Here is a 17156-nt window from a genome sequence, read left to right as displayed (position 1 = left end):
CTTTATGCCCCTGTCGGCGTTGCAACGGCCATAACGTCATCGTCGAGATATACGCGGCCCGCAAGGGCGTCTCCGATACCTTGGCTTTGAGACTTCGATAGTGATCGGCCTGTCTCAGTGCAGGTTTCTGTGACAGCATCCAAGATGCTTTCGATCGTTTTGGTATTCAGCACATCCTCATTGCCCTTGCGATTATCTGCCAGGTTGGGAGCGCAGCTCAGCAGTTTAGTGCCGTACGTGTTCAGTGCTAGGCTGGTACAGCCCATGGGGAGGGCTGCCAGTCCGTAACATGCGCCAGCCACAAGTTTATGAGCTTTAGCCAAGGTCGCTGAATCCTGCTGCGCTCGCGCTTTAACATCCGTCATGACCTCGCCAATCACTAGGTCAAGAAACTGGTTGGCGAAGCCTACTTCATCGGCATTTCGACCCGCTCCGACCTTCTCTTTAAGCAGCTTCATTTGGTCATCGTCGAGAGATCCGTTTTCAACAAAAGCACGGGCGAGGGGGGCTGCCTCGGTATACATCATTTGCGCGAAGACACGATATTTGTGACCAGCCTCAGGGCCGATAGATGAAACAGCGCTGTCTTCGAGGTAATCCCATGGGTCTGAGTAGCCCATTGACTCCCAGAGCGAGTGATCACCCTTCTTCTCCATCTGGCTATACATGCTCAAAAAAGCGCGAGCCTCAGTCAGAAAGAATGACCACGTGCGGGGGGCGGGGTAGGTGTAAATCGCGCCCTTGGCGCCCTTTGGAGGCGGAGACCTGAAATTCTCATCACCGTGGGCCCGCAGGAATGCCACTGTGCCGGCGGAGCCAAGCGGGTCACCTGCGAGCGCTTTATTAATACGATCGCACCACTCGTGGCAGGTGTCTTGGACATTAAATAGCTGAACACGAGTGCGTAGCGCGGCAGACACCTTCATCGCATTGGTGCCGTCCATGGCGCCATAGTTGCCGGTATAGCCCATGAGGGTAGTGCGAGGAAGCTGCAAATCCTGGAACTTGTTCTCCAGGCAGATGGACAGCATCGTGTCTTGAATTGCGGGCGACGCATTTGAGATGTCATCAAACAAGATGAGGTTGGCCGCGGCCGCAGAGGCGATGGCAAACGATGCACGCACCCGCTTAATCAGGAACCGCTGCGGCTTGCCGCCCAGCATCCGCTCCTGAACATCTGGAATACCGCCAACATCAATGATGGAGTTTTGGCCTGCCAGGTTCTCCGTAATGAACACGAAGTCGCGATTCTGGTCAGGCTCGTAATCTGGGCTAGGGTCAACAACGCAATTCAGGCGAAGCAGCCTAGATAGGTCCCGGGCTGCAATTTTGAATGCTGTAGACTTGCCTTCACCAGGGAACCCCTGCGCGTAGAACGCCGCTCTCGGGGTCACCTTCAGAGCTGGATCAAATTCGAGCCCCCCGGTCGCGGCCTCGTAGGCAGCCTCCACTCGATCGTTCCATTCGGTATTAGGCTCTATGAGCCCCTCTTTAATAAGGTCCTTAGCCCCGTGGAGCTTGATCAAATAACCAATGACCATGCGCTTTGCCAGCTGGCCAGCCGATACAAGTCCCTTGATGTTTTCAGATTCGCTCATGGGTTCCGCCCTGCCTCAATATCCCGTAAGATGTATATTATGCGTAATAGCTTACCAGCGCTCAGGGGCTGGTTTCAATAGTGGCGGGAGACTAAAACATGAGCCAGGCGAACAAAACGGTATTGACCGGAATGAGAGAGGTTACTGTCGGGGAAACCGTGTTTACGGGTACCGGGGAGGCAATCGCCGTCGTTCAAGCCCTTGAGAAAGCCCTTGGCACCGGCGGACAGATCCAGGATCAGCTCGATGATGCCCTCGGCAAAGTCTCAGGTGGGACAGAGCTGCTTTACCGCGACACCCTCGATTCTCCTAACGACCACGAGAAAAGCACCATTGCTGATTATCTTGCTCTCTGGGCAGAGCAGATCGCCTCGCAGGTTGGCGCCCGCACGGTTGACCAGGCAGATGCTTATCTGGCGGCCGCGTCAGCCTTGGAATGTCTCCTGACGACGCTGCCTAAGCGGGCGGAGGCCCTGGCGCTGTCTGACGACCAGGTCGCCAGACTTGCACACGCGGTTCTGGGCGTTGGCGCAGACGACCTTGATGAGATGTTTGTTCGATATCTTGTCGTAGCCAACCAGCCCCCAACCCATGAGCTTGCCCAGGTCGCTTGCTCGGCCATTTGTCCCGCCCTGTTTGAACATCTGTGTGCTAACGGGTACGACTTCAGCACGTTTGATGCCGGTGATGTGGCTCGAGAAACCCCGGCAATGGTAGTGGTCCGAAACGCCAAGCAGTACGAGGAACATCAGCTCAAAGCGTCCAGAATTTTGATCTCCCTTGCCCAAAACGGGTGCAAGGTAACCGACCGGTCTCGCTATGGGTTAGACGCAGTGTCCATTGCCGACAGCAGAGGCCTGAGTGACGTTATTACGGTAGTGCGAGGCCAGACGATTGAGGCCCGCCTTGAGTCAATCACTGACGCTGACAGCATGAATGACCCTGATTTCAGCGTGATTTAGTGTTTTTCCGGAGATTTTAAGATGAGCGATATAGCGTCTGCCCCTGTGGCACCACCAAAGGGTGGCGTCCTAAACCAAAACTTCCCACACCTGCAGCTCCACATGAACCGGGTCACCGAATGGATGAGGGCCTCGATTCCATTAACGATTCGCGGCCGCCGCCATTTTGTTCCGCGATTCGGCGCCGCGTCTCTGTTGCTCCAAGAGCTGCCGGTCTTTGTCTACGATCACCCTGTGATCATGGAGAAGGTAGCAAATACAGCCTTTACTGACTTTCGACACATTTATATTGCGGCGCCGTTTCTCCAGTCCCTAATCGAAAGCGAGCAAGCCAACCCTAATACTTACGAGGTCATCCATCTTGTATTGCATGAGGTAGGCCACGTTCTACTGCAGCACAATCGACGCCTACGCAACGCTGCTCAGGTTTTTGGCTCAAAAGAGCTTGGAGGCTATGCAGCGAACGTTGCTTTGGATCGCGCAATTAATGCGAGACAAAAAATCGGCTACCCCAAATACCCTTGGGGACAGATCATGGCAAAAACAGCTCACGGCCTCGAGGCAGTCGAAAAATATGCAGCCATGAGCGAGGAAGAAATTTTCCGCGAAATGGTCGGGGAGGTGAATCGAATTAATCGCGAGCACGCTCAGAGCCAGACAAGTCAGCAGGGCCAGCCGGATCAGTCGGGTCAGCAGGGCCAGCCGGATCAGTCGGGTCAGCAGGGCCAGCCGGATCAGTCAGGTCAGCAGGGTCAGCCGGATCAGTCAGGTCAGCAGGGCCAGCCGGATCAGTCGGGTCAGCAGGGCCAGCCGGATCAGTCAGGTCAGCCGGATCAGTCAGGTCAGCAGGGCCAGCCGGATCAGTCGGATCAGTCGGGTCAGCAGGGTCAGCAGGGTCAGCCGGATCAGTCAGGTCAGCAGGGCGAAGGAGAATCAGGCCCTGTGAAGTCGGCGGAAGAGCAGCTTGCAGAGGCTCTTCGGAAGGCTGGCAAAGGCACCGACAAGTCTATGAATGGCGACACATCATCTCACATGATTTCGTCGAAGGATCTGGCGCGCATTCTTGAAGAGAGTCTTCACTCAAACCCTGAGCTCGAGAAGGTTAAGGATGCGCTGGGGATTCCTGACTCAAGCGATAAGTCGGCGCACTCTCAGATTGAAAACAAGGCCTCAAGAATGGTGGAGAACGCCCTTAACAAGCGGCGAGAGAGCGGGATTGGCGACATAATGCCAGGCAAGCACATGGATGAATATGCTAACGATGTTATTGATAGACTGAATGAGCCAAAAATCAGTTGGACGGGAGCTGTTGGTGAGGTAATCAACGGCGCCGGCAAGTCTTACGAAAAGGATATGGATGAGCCCCACTCCGTATTTTACATTGACCCTGGGATGATGGGGCTAGGAGGAGCGCTTTATCAGGGCAGTGATGTCCAAAAACGGCAGGAATCTGTCATCCTCACCCTGATCGATAGTTCTGGCTCGGTGAGCATGGAGATGCTTCGTATGTTCTTCTCCGAAACCAAAGGGCTGGCAGAGGGGGCAGACGGCGGTGCAGCTCGTTTGTTTGTTTACTCTGGCGACACGTCTTTAAGAGGAGAGCCGGTTGAGGTAACCGAAGAAAACGCAGAAGATGTATTAGAAAAAATTGTCGTTCCCGGCCGCGGCGGTACAGATCTGGCAAAGGTTATCAATCAAGGTGTTTCATATCTGCAGGACCAAGAAATCAAGGTTGATGCTATCGTTTATTTCACTGATCTTTTCGACTATCCACCACGTCTTTCAGCTCTTGATCAAGTGCCCCCTCCGACAGTTTTTGTATGCCCGGAAGGACACAAAACGGCTGGCTTTGCTACGGCGGTTGCTGAGTATGCTGAGGTTGTTGAGATCACGGATGATGCAACTGTGGACTGGGACTCTCTTCCAGAAATCGATGATACGCCTGGGCCAGGGCGATAACGCCCTATGCGGCAATCGCAGCAATTATCTGCCGAACTAATGGCCCAACTCTCTTGGGGTCTGCATCAGAGCTATAGAGCCAGCTTACCTGATCCTCTTTTGGGGAGAATGTGACAATCAGGTCCCCATGTCTTGCACGAAATGGCGCGTCCGCTTGATGCGGGCCTGGGAACCTTCCTGCCACAAATACATTTCTTCCTGGTGCGGACCGGGCGCCGCCCATTCTGCCAAGGAGAGGGGCGAAGTAAAAACCGCTTCCCACCATTACTAGGTGGTCATCGTCAGTGGCGACAGGCTGCTCTCCGTTTTCATCAGACATTACAACTTTCGCGCGGCAGGCAATGATCCGGAGAGGTAACCCAAACTTGGCCAGGACTTCCCGGATCAACATTGTTGTCAGTGCTGACGTGACGAGGTGCGCACCGGTGCCGAAGCTCTTGTCTATGGCTTCGGCGGCCTTAGAGTGAGTTTCTTCCATCAGAAGCCTGGCGACAGCAGCGTCCAATGCTTATTTCTCCTTAGTCTCATCATCATCTGAGGCAAGCGCTGCCAGTACGACACTGTGGCGCTGAGCTGCCTCGCTGTGAGCCTTCTCGATCGATTTTCCGAAGGGCTCATCGATCCCATGGAAGGCATACTCAGTCTTAACCATGTCTTCCCATGTGCCTCTGATGTTTTCACCGTGCACGTTGTACAGATCTCGGAAGTGCAGCATGAGTCTTGATACCGTGGCGCTTGGTCTGCCACTGGATCCACCGCTTACCCATCTATGCGCCGAGCCGTCTTCCCGCCCGAACATTCTCCCTGTGTACTTAAGAGGGCCGCCAAGGATCTGATGTATCCGTAGAGGAGATACGTAGTCCCAAGCCAGGCCAGGATTGTTAAAGTACAAGCGTACCAAAAGACACAGTGTTACATCCTGGATAGGCTGATTGGCTTTGTCTGCGCTGCGCACATTCTTATCCCAAACATTCTGCTGGATGCCGAGGATCGTGCACATTGTCTCGATGGTGATGGTCGGGCCCGCAGTATCGCTCTCGTTGGTTTCTTCTTTAGCCTTCCCCTTGAAGTAGTCGCTGATGTAGGCTTGGAGCCGGGGCAGGTGCGCCCAGCACAGTTGCGCTCCTTTCTCGGGGATGATGGTTGAGCTGCGAGCAGTCACTTTGGTGACCATGTTGAGCATCTCCTGCGGTTCGTATTTCACGTATTATGGGTTGTTTACGGGATATTTTCAATGAGGCTTGCCTGCTACGGAGCATTTTTCCTGCCTGCTGGATACGCTCCAGATCCTGGCGATCGCTTCCCCATTCACTCCATACCTCCTATCAGAACGATCGGACTCCCAGCTCTTTCCAAGAAAGGGCTGAGCCTCCTCCATGGATTCTACTCAAGCCATAGCGCGTTGATGCATATCGAGAAGGATATGGACGCCCTGCCAAAAGGTAAGAAGCAATGGGTTTATCCTGTGGAGGTCTATCTTAGAGGGATATCGGACCACAAAAATAATACCGATATCGATGTTATGCGGGGGTCGACGATCCTCTACATAAGCAAGTGCCGGGCTGCGCTTCTCGAGCAGCTTGATGAGGCATATACGGAGTTCCTGAAGCAGCGCAATGTCCCGATTAAAAGGCGTCCGCGCGATATACCATCAAGCACTATTCGTTTTTCTTGGCAGCCAGAGCTCCTGACCGAGTTTTTGAGATCTTACCCGCCAACCAAGCACCTCGAAGCGGTGATCTACCCGATTATGGGCAGTGACCGCGAGGAGTACTCTTTTGTCACGATTCTTTCTCGGGACGCCATCGACAGCTATAAGGTGCCCGATTGTGATGGCGTGATTCTCGATTTTATTATTGATTAGAACTATTCGAGCAGCTTCGCCAATAATTTAATAAGCAAGCCTTTGTCCCGTTCTGGATGGGGATTTACTGGGTGCTGGGTACTAATGGCCATGTGAGAAGTAATGGTGCGGGCCTCACGGGCAGCCCGGTCATCATCATTGGATTCTTTATCTTCTGCCTCTGTTGTCTCGGCAAGAGTATCGAAGGCACTCATTGGCGATGCTGAGCCGAATCGTTTATTTGCAGCACGGTGGAGCTTGCGCAGGCTTTCTTCTACCGTAGAGCGGTCAAGGGAGGATTCGTCCTGGGACTCGCGAGGGCTGGATGTCTCATCGTCACTTTCAAGCGAGCCTCTAGGAGTCGTAAACACGTCGACAACTTCCTCCCCAAACTCTGAAGATGCTGCGATACTCTTGGCGTTCGCCCGCAGCTCGTCATGCATGTCCTTTTTCTTTTGGAGCGCTACGGCTCTATACCTTTCCAGGGCCACCATGGCCGCATTCAGCGGGTTCATTCGTCCGGTTAGCATGTCCATGGCCTTGGAGGCATTAACTAGATCTTCTGCAACTTCGGTCTCGGGCTTTTGCTTCATAATCCGCTCGAATGCTGCGGATGCCTGCTCCATTCCAAGAACGTACTCCTCAATATCCTGGCGCGTCGGCGGCTCAACGTCGACGAAGGTATTGTTTTGGGTGTAACGAAGGTCAATAGCACCGGTGAAGAGTGCGTCAAATGTGAATCGATGGGGGCCATGCATGCAAATAAACCGTCCATTAGATAGCGACTCAACATCTCGCACAGTGATCGCTTCTCTGCGCTCAATGCCAATGGACTTCGATTTCATTACCTTTACGCCAAGCTCGGTGCTTTCCTTTTCGTATCCTTTGTTTTCCTTTCGATACACGTGCCCAGCGCGAGCGCTTATCATCTGCATGCTGTCTTGCGCATCCTCGATCCTGCCGACGATTTTTGTATTCGTATTGCCGATGACCGAGCCAGCCTCTTTCTCATTCCCCTTTTTAAGCGCTGGCAAGTCCTGCGCTCCATATATAAACGAGCAACCAAGCGATCTTGCCTGGGCGGCGGTTACCGCGATGCCTTCAACAAAGTAATAGCCGACCTCATCAAGAATAATCTTGAAGGGCGTTTTTGACTTCAGCGGAGCAGACTTTCTTTGCATCCAGAGGTCGCCGTCAGTCAGATGGCCCAACGCCATGCCAAGCATGGATTTAATAGCGGCAAGAATGATCTTCCCAAGGTTTGCCATCGAGCTAGGTGACTTCTCTAGCGCCGGGAGTAGCACAATTAGAATTCGTCTATTGGTTAGCACATCCCACATATCAACATCAGATCGTGGCGCCTCGAAAATATGCCCGTACTCGTCTGCAAGCATACTTAGGACGGGTATCAGCTGCATGGACCGATAGCCATGCTGGTCCATTACAGTTTGCGGTAACTTTTCATGAACTATGCCTTGATGGATAATCATATCGGCATGCTCTGCCTTGATGCCTGGCAGATTTCGGATATAGCCAGCGAGTCCGTCGGTGACTGTCTGTGGCACTTTAATGCCTTGACTGTCTAGCATTGGCTTAAGCTCCGCAATTTCTCGGAACAAGGCGCCAACACCGTGGAGGTCCAAAGAACTCCGAATTCTGCCAACAGTGAGAGGCTGTTCTGCAACGTCGCGCAGGAAAACCAAGGGGCGAACCAGCGCGTCCAGAAACTGCTCTGCAAGGTTTCGCCAGCTGTCGCCGCCTGATCCGCCGGTGCTGGCCAGCATCGATTTAAGCATTTCGGAAATCACGCTAGACGAGCCGTACACTAGCGGGTTGAAAGTGTTTGTTAGTTGCTGAACATTCCTAAATCGCAGATCTTGATTGCCAGTCAAGTAACTAATGACCAGCACATCATCTTCGCGGCCGAGTCTTCTTGCTATAGCGTAGATTCTTCCGACTAGCTTCGTTTCAGCTTTGCCGTCGACATAAACACAGCCAGATCCTTGTAGCAGGCTATTGAATACTTGGCCGAGCAGGAATTCAGTTTTACCAGCACCAGTAGTACCTAGCACTAGGTAGTGCTGCGTCTCCATGTCGGCGACATTCCATACCTCACGTCGGGGTTTAGACACCTCCTCTGGAACTTCGCTTCCGAGGTAAGTTGACCCCCTGGCCATCATTGGCTTTCTTTTGCCCGGGTCTAAATCGTGAACATCGCGCTGATTACTGGCGCGAGGCATAAACAGGGGAGGGGAGATTGTATCTCGGGACGCAGCGATTAGCGCAAGAACAACACCAATTGGAACGGTCACCCAAGCGCTGTACGGGACAAAAAGGGTCAACACTGCAAGAGCAATCAATGCAGGGCCGGAGCCACCATTCTTAAACACATCCAACACTTCAGCGAAGGTGCTTTTCTGTGTGTATAGAATGTCTTTATCGTAATTCATATCGGTCATTTTTAGGCTCGCGCTATCTTATGCCATTGCCGGGAATGTCGGCACCTATTGATGCTGAAGGCTGATTTTTTATGCCTGCGGTTAGTTTGTTAGCAATCGTCTCAGCGACTTCGAGGGCGAAGGAGTCCTCGCCGTGCACGCTTTCCCTCGCGGCTGTACCGGCTAAGGTCTGGATGCCAACTGATTTGGCAAGCAGCTGTCCATCAATGACTGATCGGGCAACCAAACATAGGGGCGGTTGCCCGGCTCTTGCCAGTTCTGCATCGAGAAAGGTGTGGTCGATCGATGAATTAAACAGGACGACGGTATGTCCAGCTATAAAGTCGACGAATTTAGACGCCTTCTTCTTGAAGGAATCAGCCTTGCTTAGAGTGGAGGAGGACAACCCATGGACTGACGTTGAGACATCAGCTCCTAGCGAAAGGCCTGGGTTAAGTATCGTATGTAGGTGCTTGCCGGTTATCTTGCCATCCAGCACCTCGACACAGCCGATCTCTACAAGCCGGCTGGAGCAGATGTCCAAGCCGGTTGTTTCACATGCTACAGCAATGAAGTCTCGTGGTATGCTCATTGCCCGTATAATAGACAATATATGAGAGTTAATATAGACCCATTGCTACAGCAAGGGGGCATCGAAGCTCCGCCAACTGTCTTTATGCTGGTCTCTGGGCTTCTCGATGGGCGCCTCAGCCGCCGGCTGACTTTGGATGAGCGCGTTGTCGATATCAGCTAAGTCAATGTCATCGGTTCGGTCTGGGGTTGAGTTCAGAGCCGCGTCTATGTCTTCCAGGCTTAAATCCTCCGCACCGGCCTTCCCGGCGGTGCCTAGCGCCAGGAGGTCCTCTGGACGTAGCTCAAAGTCCCCTTCAGAAACTGCCGGGAAAAACTCTTCTTCTTGCTCGGAAGGCGATGGGGTTATGCGATCTTCGTAATCTGCGATAAACCCGCTGTCCGGCGTGTCACCGAACCCTTGGTCTTCGGATGAGTCAATTTGGCGGGCCGAGTCAATGGCGGGTGCCACTCTGGCCGCCAGCGGCGGCTCGTCGTGATGTTCTGCGGCGGCAAATGGGGCGCCTTCCTCCGCATTGCTCTCGTTCATATCATCGGCGGGGCTGACATCAGGCGATGTAGCTTGGACGCCATTGTTTTCGACGATGGGCTTATCATCGCCGGCATGGGTGGCTACGAGAGTGTCTGTTTGCGCCGCGGGCGGACGCTCGGCCGTTGAGGGTAGAGTTTCGTTGGAAAGGATGTCTCCGGCGCCGATTTTCCTTAGTAGAGCCGACTCAAACTCCGCCTGCCGTTTTGAGATGAGCGAATCCACGCGCCGCCCGAAGTCCGCAAATGCGGACTCTAACTCGGATCTATTGCGCTTGTTTTCGGTTGCTCGGTGCTCGCGCCACTCATTAATATAGCGCATCACGGTAACTGGCGAGCCGCCACCGATCATGTTGCTAACTTTGTCGCGAGTAATGTTCTCGGCGTCCATGTAGAGCTGTTCGCAGGCCGCGAAAACCGACTCAGGTGTTGCGACAATTTTCTTCTCGGTGCCATTGGTTTCTGGCGAGCCCAAATTTCCTGTATTGCTGGTCTGATCGTTCATATTTCGATCTCTCTAAAAGATAGTATTTTCTTAGACCATTTCACACTACGCGATTAGCTTTGCTCCCAAGTAAAGCACCAGGAACAGAGCGATCAAACTGTGCGCGCTCACTGATGCCCATGCACCCCAAAGCATAGCCGGGCTCAGCCTTCTTTTGTCTCCGCCATGCAAGATGGTGATTGTTTTGACGGTCGAGCGAATAGAAGCCGCGCAGAGAAGGGCTAGACCCGCGTACATGAGTGCCGTGCCCAAAAAAGCGCCCACCACAATAGATGCGAGGAAAATAGACACTGGGAGAACAGTGCCAAACAGCGCCAGCTCAGATACCAACGCATGGCCATCGATCCTTTCTGGTGGGCGTTTTTCGCTGCCGCGATCGCTAGTGCCTTTTTGGTGCGGTGCGATTGTCAGTGCCTTTCTAAGTTCTCTGAACGCCCTTTGCGCATTTTTTAGGCCGGCGTTGATGGCGCCGATTGACCTATCGTGCGACGCGATTGAGCTGTTGACGGCATCGATCTGGCTCCCGTGCGCTGCAACGGTTTTCTTCATAGAGATGAGCTGCCGCCCCGTTGCGGCAGTAAGCCGACCGACTTTGCTGACAACCTTCCCGAGCGTGGCAGCCCTCTCAGCCTCCAGTTTGCGATTTTTGGTGAGGGTATCTACCTGACTCGAAAGAACCTGGAGGCTTTCCTTCATGCCGGCAATTGTTCTGTTGTTTTCGAAATGCGCACTGAGCAGCGTTGCATTCTCCGCACGCAAGGAATCCAAGTCCTTGTGCCTGCCATGTGGGTCAGGCCCTGATGGGGTGCCGGTGGTCTTTTCGGATTCGATTGCTTCAATGTATTTGAGTACCTGCGCAACGCGATACTCTGTGTAGATCTCTTGGGCCCTGTCTGCGGACCGGTTGCTTTCTTCAAGAGATCGCTGCCACAGCGGCAGGTTTACCTTGCGTTGCTCGAGCTCTTTTTGAACAACGCGCGTTGCCAGGCTTTTATGGCGATGCGCCACCTGTTGTACGGCGACTGCCTGGACCTTACTTACAGGGCCACCAGTTAAACCTACGAGATTGGCGGAGTGGCTGCTCATTGTCTCATCCTGTCGAGTGGTAAGGTGTTAAAATCCTGAATATAGGGTATCTTACTGGATTATATTAAGTGCTTCCATAGCCGCTGAAGGTCATTCTGGGCCAGCGATCTGGTGGTATTATCGCGCTTCAAAGCCGGATATTCTTCCACAGCCATCTATACTAGGAGTCGCGATCTGATGATAAAGCCGAGCCTTCAGGGCCTCCTCGAGGTATTCATCGCCAGCGTGGGCAAGGAGATAGGCGTTCTTTTTCGGGCAGCTGAGGTCGGGCCTGATGCCTTTGTAATGATTGGTGGTGAGCAAGACGTACAGATTTGGGATTTGAATGAGATCGATCGCCTGCCGGGCATTGCAGGCCTCTGCGTTCACGTCGGTAGAGGCGGGAAGATTGAGATGATCTATGTAGGGCTTGGCGAACACTCCGCCAAGGTTTCTGCCGTTGAATCGGCTCTGGGCGGACCTGTAAAGCTATCCTCTATTTCGGAGCTTCCTTATCGCCCTGCCGGCAGCAGGGCGCCCTTGCTGGCTCCCAGGTTCCAGTTTCGAACAAGTGATGCAGTTGTTTATGGGGTTTGGCCCGGGTCGCTAGGGGCTCTTTGCTCCCACCTGTACTTTGTTCAGGCCGGGGAGGCTGGACGTTCCGAGATGTCGGACTGCCTTGACATACCTGAGGCCCTTTTATCATGAATATGCTGGAGATTTCCCGTCAGCTCGGAGAAGACGTCGCCATGGTCCTTGCGCGATCCACGGTTTTCTCTCAGATGGTGCGGGGGGCGCTGCGTCAGCGGAAAGTTCATCTTGTGTGCGGCTCCGAAGCGAAGCTCAAGGCCCATTATTTTCGATCAACTCATCAAGGCGTGCCGCTGAGTGAGGCTCCCGGCCACACACGGACAGATAGGCGCCTTGAGCCATTGGTTACTATCTATATCAACACCGACAGAGAGGTGACGCTTGAGCAGCGGTGCCACGCGCTCATCCATGAGCTCGCCCATGCCACCCGGCCATCAGCAAGGTTTCCAGACCCCCGCTTGGTTTCCGAAGACTTCTATGTTTTTGATGTCGTCCGGGATGCAGCGGCAGACGAGGGAAGGGCGATTTTCACCCAGCTCCTGGTTCGAAAAGAGCTTATTAAGGCGGCAGACATAGACATAGGACCATTGCCGGGGGTCGCGGACTCGGATGTCTATGAGATTGAAGTTGAGAAGGTGATTGGCGGAGCTCGGGATGGCGCGGACAGCAGGGCAATGCAGTTTAGAGCTCACGACTCTATTGGCTCAAGGTACTTAAATGGCGTTGTGATGCCGTCTGGCGCAACCTATGGAAACGAAATAGAGGCGGCGGCTAGGAAGATGTTCCGAGTGCAAGCATCAGTCATGACTCCCGCCCAAATACTTGAACTGAATCACGGTTCTGATCTGACATTCGGACATCATAGTTGATGTCGCACCCTCTTGGTGCACGATGTGGCCTCCTTTGATGGCAAGATGACAGTATTAGGAGTATTGTACTAGAGAGTTGTTATATTTTTAGAGGGTCTTTTTTTTATGCTGACCAAAGCGCGTGCGCCTAAAACCAGTCTGGATGCGGCTAATAAAATGCTCGAAGCCATCCAGAGTATGTTGCCGGAGCTTGAGCCTGACGTTCGAGATGCTGTTCTTGCTCATGCCGAGCTATGCTGCTCTTTACAGGACTTTACCCAAGGCCTGGATGCGATAAGACCTCACCTGGCAGATCGATTCCGAGGGCGCCTTTCAGAGCTTTCTTGAGACTGCAGGCGCTCGGGCTCCATTGATATCCTTCCTTCAATCCCGTACATTTTACTATATACGGGATTATCATCATGCATGTTCGAGCTCGATCGGAATACAGCGTAAGCGACGGCATAGTCCGGGTAGGCGACTACGTCCAGGCATGTGCTCGGCTCGGTTTTACCCACGCAAGCATTACCGACCTTAACTCCCTTCGCGGCATACCTGAACTCTTCTCGCAATGTAAACAGGCCGGGTTGGTGCCGATTCCGGGGGTTGACCTGCTCGTATCGCCATTGGATCTATCGCTTCCCGCGCCTTATCGGGTCACCCTCATCGCTAAAGATAATGATGGCTATCAAGGCCTCATAACACTATTGGCCGCCACTCATCGTCGCCAGCGCCGTACGTCGGCTGGCTTGCTAATCACTCCTGAACACCTTCTACGAGAGCACTATACCGGTGGCTGGTTTGTCCTAAGCGGGGGCGTTGACGGTGTTTCTGTTGATGAGCTCACTCGAGGTGAAACGCATCAAGCTCTTTTGCGCATCACGCGGTTCAAGCTCATGTTTGGTGACGACTTTTTTCTTGAGGTGTGCCGAACAGGCAGAAGTAAGGAAGGGCAGATCAATGACCTTCTGCAGGATATTGGGAAAACCCTATCCGTGCCGCTTGTAGGCAGCATGGATGTACGGCTTACGCCGGACGGTGATCTAAGCGTGCTCCACGCCAGGGCGATGTACTCATCCAAAGGTCAGGCACAATGCGATCTAGCAGATGGACAGCGCCTCGCAGCCCCTCATGTGCTTACTTCGACTTTTCGTGACTTGCCGGAGTGTCTCCACTCGATTGATACCATTGCGAGGGGGGTGTCAGTCAGCAGTCTTTCCAAGGCCAGCAGGATGTCCTTTTCGCCCATCCCTCGAATGGTGCCGGATGGCGTGGATGAATTCGATATGCTGGCGGATATCGCGATGCGAGGACTGCGAGAGTGCACTGCCGACTTGGTATCGGCATCCGGATCAGAGCCGAGTGAGCTGGCGGAGAGGCTAGATAGAGAGCTCTCCCTAATACGCAGGTACGGCCTCGAGAGGCTCTTTCTCTTTATTCATGGGGTTTCTTCTTGGGCCTTCTCGCATGGACATGGGAGGATTTTAGTCGGAGGAGGGGCCGGATCTCTGTTGACGGCATGTGGAATCGGGGCTGCCTTGCCAAGCCAGGCGGTTGTTGGAGTAGATCTCCAGCAGCTTTTCGCATCAGTCCTGGCCGATAAAGACTCGCTGCGTTTCGTTGTTGGCAAGGGCAGCGAGGCCTCGATTGGGGATCATATTAGGTCTCACTACGGACGATCTCGGGTTGCAGCGATATCCGATGTCTGGAGGTACGGCGCCAGATCGGCTTTGCGCGTAGCGGGTACAGCATCGGGCATGGCATCAGCGCTCATAGATAGGATCGCAGAAACCATTGATGAGAATGTTCCCTTGTCGATGCAGCTTCAGAATGCCGCCTCTGGTGTGCGATCTCTCATCGAGCAGAAAAATGACATCGATGAACTCCTGTCGCTTGCCGTTTCTTTTGATGGAATGGTGGGGGGAGAGCGAGTTCAGCCGGGCCATTTGGTAATGGCACCGGCGGACATAAAAACCCTCGGACTCTCCTACTTGGAAGACGCCGCCGGGCGCCCGGTTATAGAGGCGGCGCAGCAAGATGATGGCATGACAGGATTGCTGTCTATTAAAGTATCGCCCAGCGTGCCGCTGGCGGTACTGAATAGGTCTAGGTCCTCCACAGCCCAGGATGGCATGTTAGCCGAGTCTCAGCCGGTCCATGAGTCTGCGGTTAATAGGTGCGTCGGTGATCCAGATTTTTGGCGGGCTTTCTGTCTTTCGCCCCGGCACGATCTATCCTTCGATTCGGGTCACGGCGTTGCAAAGCTGGCGGCCGAAATTTCAATTTCCGGGATGTCTCATTTGGACAAGGCGATCGCCCGTCGGGAACGTCGCCTCGATTACAGCCACATCTATCTGGCAGCCATCCTTACCGATGTTTCCAGGTTGTTCATTGAGGACCCAGCATCTGTCACCGCTTCTCTTGCGGAGATCTATCCCGCAGGGGTGGAGTTTCTCCCTGGATGGCTTGTCGATGAAATGCTGAAAGAAGATGATCCACCGGCGCAGTATAGTCTGGGATATTGATGTGACCATTTAGTGTTGGCCGGTGTTCATTTTCTGCTGTCACTCTTTGTTGCCAACAGTCACGACTGGGCTGATCCGAATAGTGAGATTTTTAATTAGGGAGCGCTAGTCTAGTGGATGATGTAATCGGTGGATAATTTTTCGATATTGGCTTTGGAAATACTGGTTGCAGTCGTCAGCTACAATATCGGCGTAGAGGAAAGTAGCTTTATGGCAGGCGCAATCTTTTTTATAGCACTGCAGTTTTGGGTGCTCTTATTTTTTGTTGTTAGTGATACGATTTCGGGCAACGATGCGAATTAAAGGGGGAGTCATGAAAATCGTATGCATTGTTCTATTTCTTTCTGTCTCAATTTCAGCCCGCGCGATGGATGCAAAAGCCGTGTGCAAAGAGCTAACTCCCGTGATCGCCGAACTACAGCAGCAAACGCCGATTACTATTGACTACATGACAGTGCTTGTAGGGGTTCAGGCGATCTATATTTCGGGTAGGTGCTATCTTAATTACAGCCACGTCTTGAACACCAATGTGTTCGTCAAAGAAATGGCTTCAGAGAATACATTGTCCTTCGAAGAGAATTTTGAGTTCTTACAAACCCAAGAGGGAGAAACGTTATTGCGAGATGCTATTAGCGAATTAGCGATAAACTTCTCTGACATAAATTTAGCGGCATTTAAGGCCGTCAAGGGTATGAGTGTGACTTATTCGTACAGTTTTGATGATGCCGCCATTAAGCCAGTGAGGGTTACAACGATTGATAATTGAATAACACGACAATGCGTCAGCAAGTGCTGGTTACGCACGGGGCTTTGCTCTTAAATGATGTTCTCGCAGCAGTGCTCGCTGGGTCCGTCCAATTCTGTAAGAAAGCGCTCCTGCTTCGTTTTCAGGGCCAGTCATCCTTCCCATCGCGTCCTTGGTTTCCTCAAGTCTTGCCCGTGCGACCTTGACCTCTGTCCCAAGGCGCTCAGAGGCCATCTTCTCGAGCTCCAGTGCTTTTTCCGCGGCCTCGGCCCGGTTTCTGAGTAGGGCGGACTCAGCGCCAGCAGACATTAGACTATTTTTTAGCTCTGCGACCTTGTTGATGAGCTCGAGTTTTTCCGCCATACCTGCCAGTGCCAGCTTTTCTCTCTCAGCTGAAAGCTCTGTGATAGCTACCTTCTGCGACTCAAGTGCCTCACGCAAAGCAGCGGCTTCTGCGGTGGCGCGTTCTTTGGTCATGTTTGCAGTGTTGGCCGCTTCGTGAGAAGCGTGTAGATCGGCCTTTAATTCGACCTGTCTTTGGAGTAGTTCCTCGATTCTCTTATTCGCTTCCTCAAGGTGGGTTTGTAATTTTTCCTTTTCGAGCTCGGCGCGTACCGCTGCTGCCTGCGCTTCCTGGAGCGGCTTTTGGGATTCCTCGATCGCGACTTTCTCCCTTTCTTCTATTGCCTTAATCATTTCCAGCCAGAGACTTTCTACCGCTTCGGCGATGGGGTTGGTGCCGCCAGCCGGCGCGCGGTTCTTTTCCGCATAGTAAATGGCGCGCAGCTTCGCGATGGTCCCAGTGCTGCCTTTCCCTATCCGGCTGCGGATTCGGTGAAGACCAGGATTGATTACGCCTTCATTTTCGAGGGCTTGAATAGCTGAGACGACGTCCTGGCTGGTGACGCGCTGTTCTGTCATGGCAAATCCCCTGTTCTTGAGTCCGTTCATGTTAAGT

Annotated in this window: 16 protein-coding genes; 8 read left to right on the top strand and 8 right to left on the bottom strand. The window is 53.2% G+C overall.

Annotation, left to right across the window (positions count from 1 at the left end):
* Positions 1 to 2: 2 nt before the first annotated feature.
* Positions 3 to 1598 (bottom strand): hypothetical protein, encoded by a 1596-nt coding sequence (locus J1C54_RS08180; RefSeq protein ID WP_229146308.1) that lies wholly within the window; start codon positions 1596 to 1598, stop codon positions 3 to 5.
* Positions 1599 to 1696: 98 nt separating this feature from the next.
* Here J1C54_RS08180 and J1C54_RS08175 point away from each other — a divergent pair, with 98 nt between their 5' ends.
* Both J1C54_RS08175 and J1C54_RS08170 read left to right on the top strand, forming a co-directional pair.
* Positions 1697 to 2560, top strand: a complete 864-nt coding sequence (locus J1C54_RS08175; protein WP_229146307.1) for a hypothetical protein — start codon at positions 1697 to 1699, stop codon at positions 2558 to 2560.
* A gap of 21 nt (positions 2561 to 2581) precedes the next feature.
* Positions 2582 to 4519, top strand: a complete 1938-nt coding sequence (locus J1C54_RS08170) for a hypothetical protein (RefSeq protein ID WP_229146306.1) — start codon at positions 2582 to 2584, stop codon at positions 4517 to 4519.
* A 4-nt stretch (positions 4520 to 4523) separates the two neighbouring features.
* Here J1C54_RS08170 and J1C54_RS08165 read toward each other — a convergent pair whose 3' ends face one another.
* Entirely contained in the window at positions 4524 to 5024 is a 501-nt protein-coding gene (locus J1C54_RS08165) for a hypothetical protein (RefSeq protein WP_229146305.1), read from the bottom strand.
* A gap of 3 nt (positions 5025 to 5027) precedes the next feature.
* Entirely contained in the window at positions 5028 to 5693 is a 666-nt protein-coding gene (locus J1C54_RS08160; RefSeq protein ID WP_229146304.1) for a hypothetical protein, read from the bottom strand.
* 60 nt (positions 5694 to 5753) lie between these two features.
* On the opposite strand from J1C54_RS08160, the gene J1C54_RS08155 reads away from it, so the two are divergent.
* Entirely contained in the window at positions 5754 to 6383 is a 630-nt protein-coding gene (locus J1C54_RS08155; protein ID WP_229146303.1) for a hypothetical protein, read from the top strand.
* A gap of 2 nt (positions 6384 to 6385) precedes the next feature.
* On the opposite strand, the gene J1C54_RS08150 is transcribed toward J1C54_RS08155, so the two are convergent.
* The 4 genes from J1C54_RS08150 to J1C54_RS08135 are packed head-to-tail and all read right to left on the bottom strand — an operon-like array spanning position 6386 to position 11510.
* The gene (locus tag J1C54_RS08150) at positions 6386 to 8821 is read right to left on the bottom strand and encodes a TraM recognition domain-containing protein (RefSeq protein ID WP_229146302.1); all 2436 of its coding nucleotides are present in this window, start codon (positions 8819 to 8821) and stop codon (positions 6386 to 6388) included.
* Between the two features lie 13 nt (positions 8822 to 8834).
* Positions 8835 to 9392 carry an exonuclease domain-containing protein gene (locus tag J1C54_RS08145; protein ID WP_229146301.1) on the bottom strand — a complete coding sequence of 186 codons (558 nt, stop codon included), beginning with the start codon at positions 9390 to 9392 and terminating at the stop codon, positions 8835 to 8837.
* Positions 9393 to 9437: 45 nt separating this feature from the next.
* On the bottom strand, positions 9438 to 10424 hold the full coding sequence (locus tag J1C54_RS08140; RefSeq protein WP_229146300.1) for a DNA-binding protein: 987 nt from the start codon (positions 10422 to 10424) through the stop codon (positions 9438 to 9440).
* Positions 10425 to 10469: 45 nt separating this feature from the next.
* Positions 10470 to 11510 (bottom strand): hypothetical protein, encoded by a 1041-nt coding sequence (locus tag J1C54_RS08135; RefSeq protein WP_229146299.1) that lies wholly within the window; start codon positions 11508 to 11510, stop codon positions 10470 to 10472.
* Between the two features lie 177 nt (positions 11511 to 11687).
* Between J1C54_RS08135 and J1C54_RS08130 the strand changes: the two genes are divergently transcribed.
* The 5 genes from J1C54_RS08130 (at position 11688) to J1C54_RS08110 (ending at position 16219) form a co-directional block, all read left to right on the top strand.
* Positions 11688 to 12197, top strand: a complete 510-nt coding sequence (locus J1C54_RS08130) for a hypothetical protein (RefSeq protein ID WP_229146298.1) — start codon at positions 11688 to 11690, stop codon at positions 12195 to 12197.
* Positions 12194 to 12949: a hypothetical protein gene (locus J1C54_RS08125; RefSeq protein ID WP_229146297.1), complete on the top strand. Its 756-nt coding sequence runs from the start codon at positions 12194 to 12196 to the stop codon at positions 12947 to 12949. The genes J1C54_RS08130 and J1C54_RS08125 overlap by 4 nt, the downstream gene beginning before the upstream one ends.
* Positions 12950 to 13054: 105 nt before the next feature.
* Positions 13055 to 13276 carry a hypothetical protein gene (locus tag J1C54_RS08120; RefSeq protein WP_229146296.1) on the top strand — a complete coding sequence of 74 codons (222 nt, stop codon included), beginning with the start codon at positions 13055 to 13057 and terminating at the stop codon, positions 13274 to 13276.
* A gap of 74 nt (positions 13277 to 13350) precedes the next feature.
* A complete protein-coding gene (locus tag J1C54_RS08115; protein ID WP_229146295.1) occupies positions 13351 to 15453 on the top strand; it encodes a PHP domain-containing protein in 2103 nt (700 codons plus the stop codon).
* A gap of 313 nt (positions 15454 to 15766) precedes the next feature.
* On the top strand, positions 15767 to 16219 hold the full coding sequence (locus tag J1C54_RS08110; RefSeq protein WP_229146294.1) for a hypothetical protein: 453 nt from the start codon (positions 15767 to 15769) through the stop codon (positions 16217 to 16219).
* 30 nt (positions 16220 to 16249) lie between these two features.
* On the opposite strand, the gene J1C54_RS08105 is transcribed toward J1C54_RS08110, so the two are convergent.
* On the bottom strand, positions 16250 to 17119 hold the full coding sequence (locus J1C54_RS08105; RefSeq protein WP_229146293.1) for a DNA-binding protein: 870 nt from the start codon (positions 17117 to 17119) through the stop codon (positions 16250 to 16252).
* Positions 17120 to 17156 lie beyond the last annotated feature (37 nt).

The organism is Alcanivorax sp. 1008, assembly GCF_020667895.1.
In the GTDB taxonomy this organism is placed as follows: domain Bacteria; phylum Pseudomonadota; class Gammaproteobacteria; order Pseudomonadales; family Alcanivoracaceae; genus PGZG01.
Note: the sequence above shows the minus strand (reverse complement) of the source record. Positions and strands in the feature narration are given on the sequence as shown.

Coding starts and splice junctions, on each gene's coding strand:
- J1C54_RS08180 (WP_229146308.1), bottom strand. CDS start 1,598: ATGAGCGAATCTGAAAACATCAAGGGACTTGTATCGGCTGGCCAGCTG.
- J1C54_RS08175 (WP_229146307.1), top strand. CDS start 1,697: ATGAGCCAGGCGAACAAAACGGTATTGACCGGAATGAGAGAGGTTACT.
- J1C54_RS08170 (WP_229146306.1), top strand. CDS start 2,582: ATGAGCGATATAGCGTCTGCCCCTGTGGCACCACCAAAGGGTGGCGTC.
- J1C54_RS08160 (WP_229146304.1), bottom strand. CDS start 5,693: ATGGTCACCAAAGTGACTGCTCGCAGCTCAACCATCATCCCCGAGAAA.
- J1C54_RS08155 (WP_229146303.1), top strand. CDS start 5,754: ATGAGGCTTGCCTGCTACGGAGCATTTTTCCTGCCTGCTGGATACGCT.
- J1C54_RS08150 (WP_229146302.1), bottom strand. CDS start 8,821: ATGACCGATATGAATTACGATAAAGACATTCTATACACACAGAAAAGC.
- J1C54_RS08145 (WP_229146301.1), bottom strand. CDS start 9,392: ATGAGCATACCACGAGACTTCATTGCTGTAGCATGTGAAACAACCGGC.
- J1C54_RS08140 (WP_229146300.1), bottom strand. CDS start 10,424: ATGAACGATCAGACCAGCAATACAGGAAATTTGGGCTCGCCAGAAACC.
- J1C54_RS08135 (WP_229146299.1), bottom strand. CDS start 11,510: ATGAGCAGCCACTCCGCCAATCTCGTAGGTTTAACTGGTGGCCCTGTA.
- J1C54_RS08130 (WP_229146298.1), top strand. CDS start 11,688: ATGATAAAGCCGAGCCTTCAGGGCCTCCTCGAGGTATTCATCGCCAGC.
- J1C54_RS08125 (WP_229146297.1), top strand. CDS start 12,194: ATGAATATGCTGGAGATTTCCCGTCAGCTCGGAGAAGACGTCGCCATG.
- J1C54_RS08120 (WP_229146296.1), top strand. CDS start 13,055: ATGCTGACCAAAGCGCGTGCGCCTAAAACCAGTCTGGATGCGGCTAAT.
- J1C54_RS08115 (WP_229146295.1), top strand. CDS start 13,351: ATGCATGTTCGAGCTCGATCGGAATACAGCGTAAGCGACGGCATAGTC.
- J1C54_RS08110 (WP_229146294.1), top strand. CDS start 15,767: ATGAAAATCGTATGCATTGTTCTATTTCTTTCTGTCTCAATTTCAGCC.
- J1C54_RS08105 (WP_229146293.1), bottom strand. CDS start 17,119: ATGACAGAACAGCGCGTCACCAGCCAGGACGTCGTCTCAGCTATTCAA.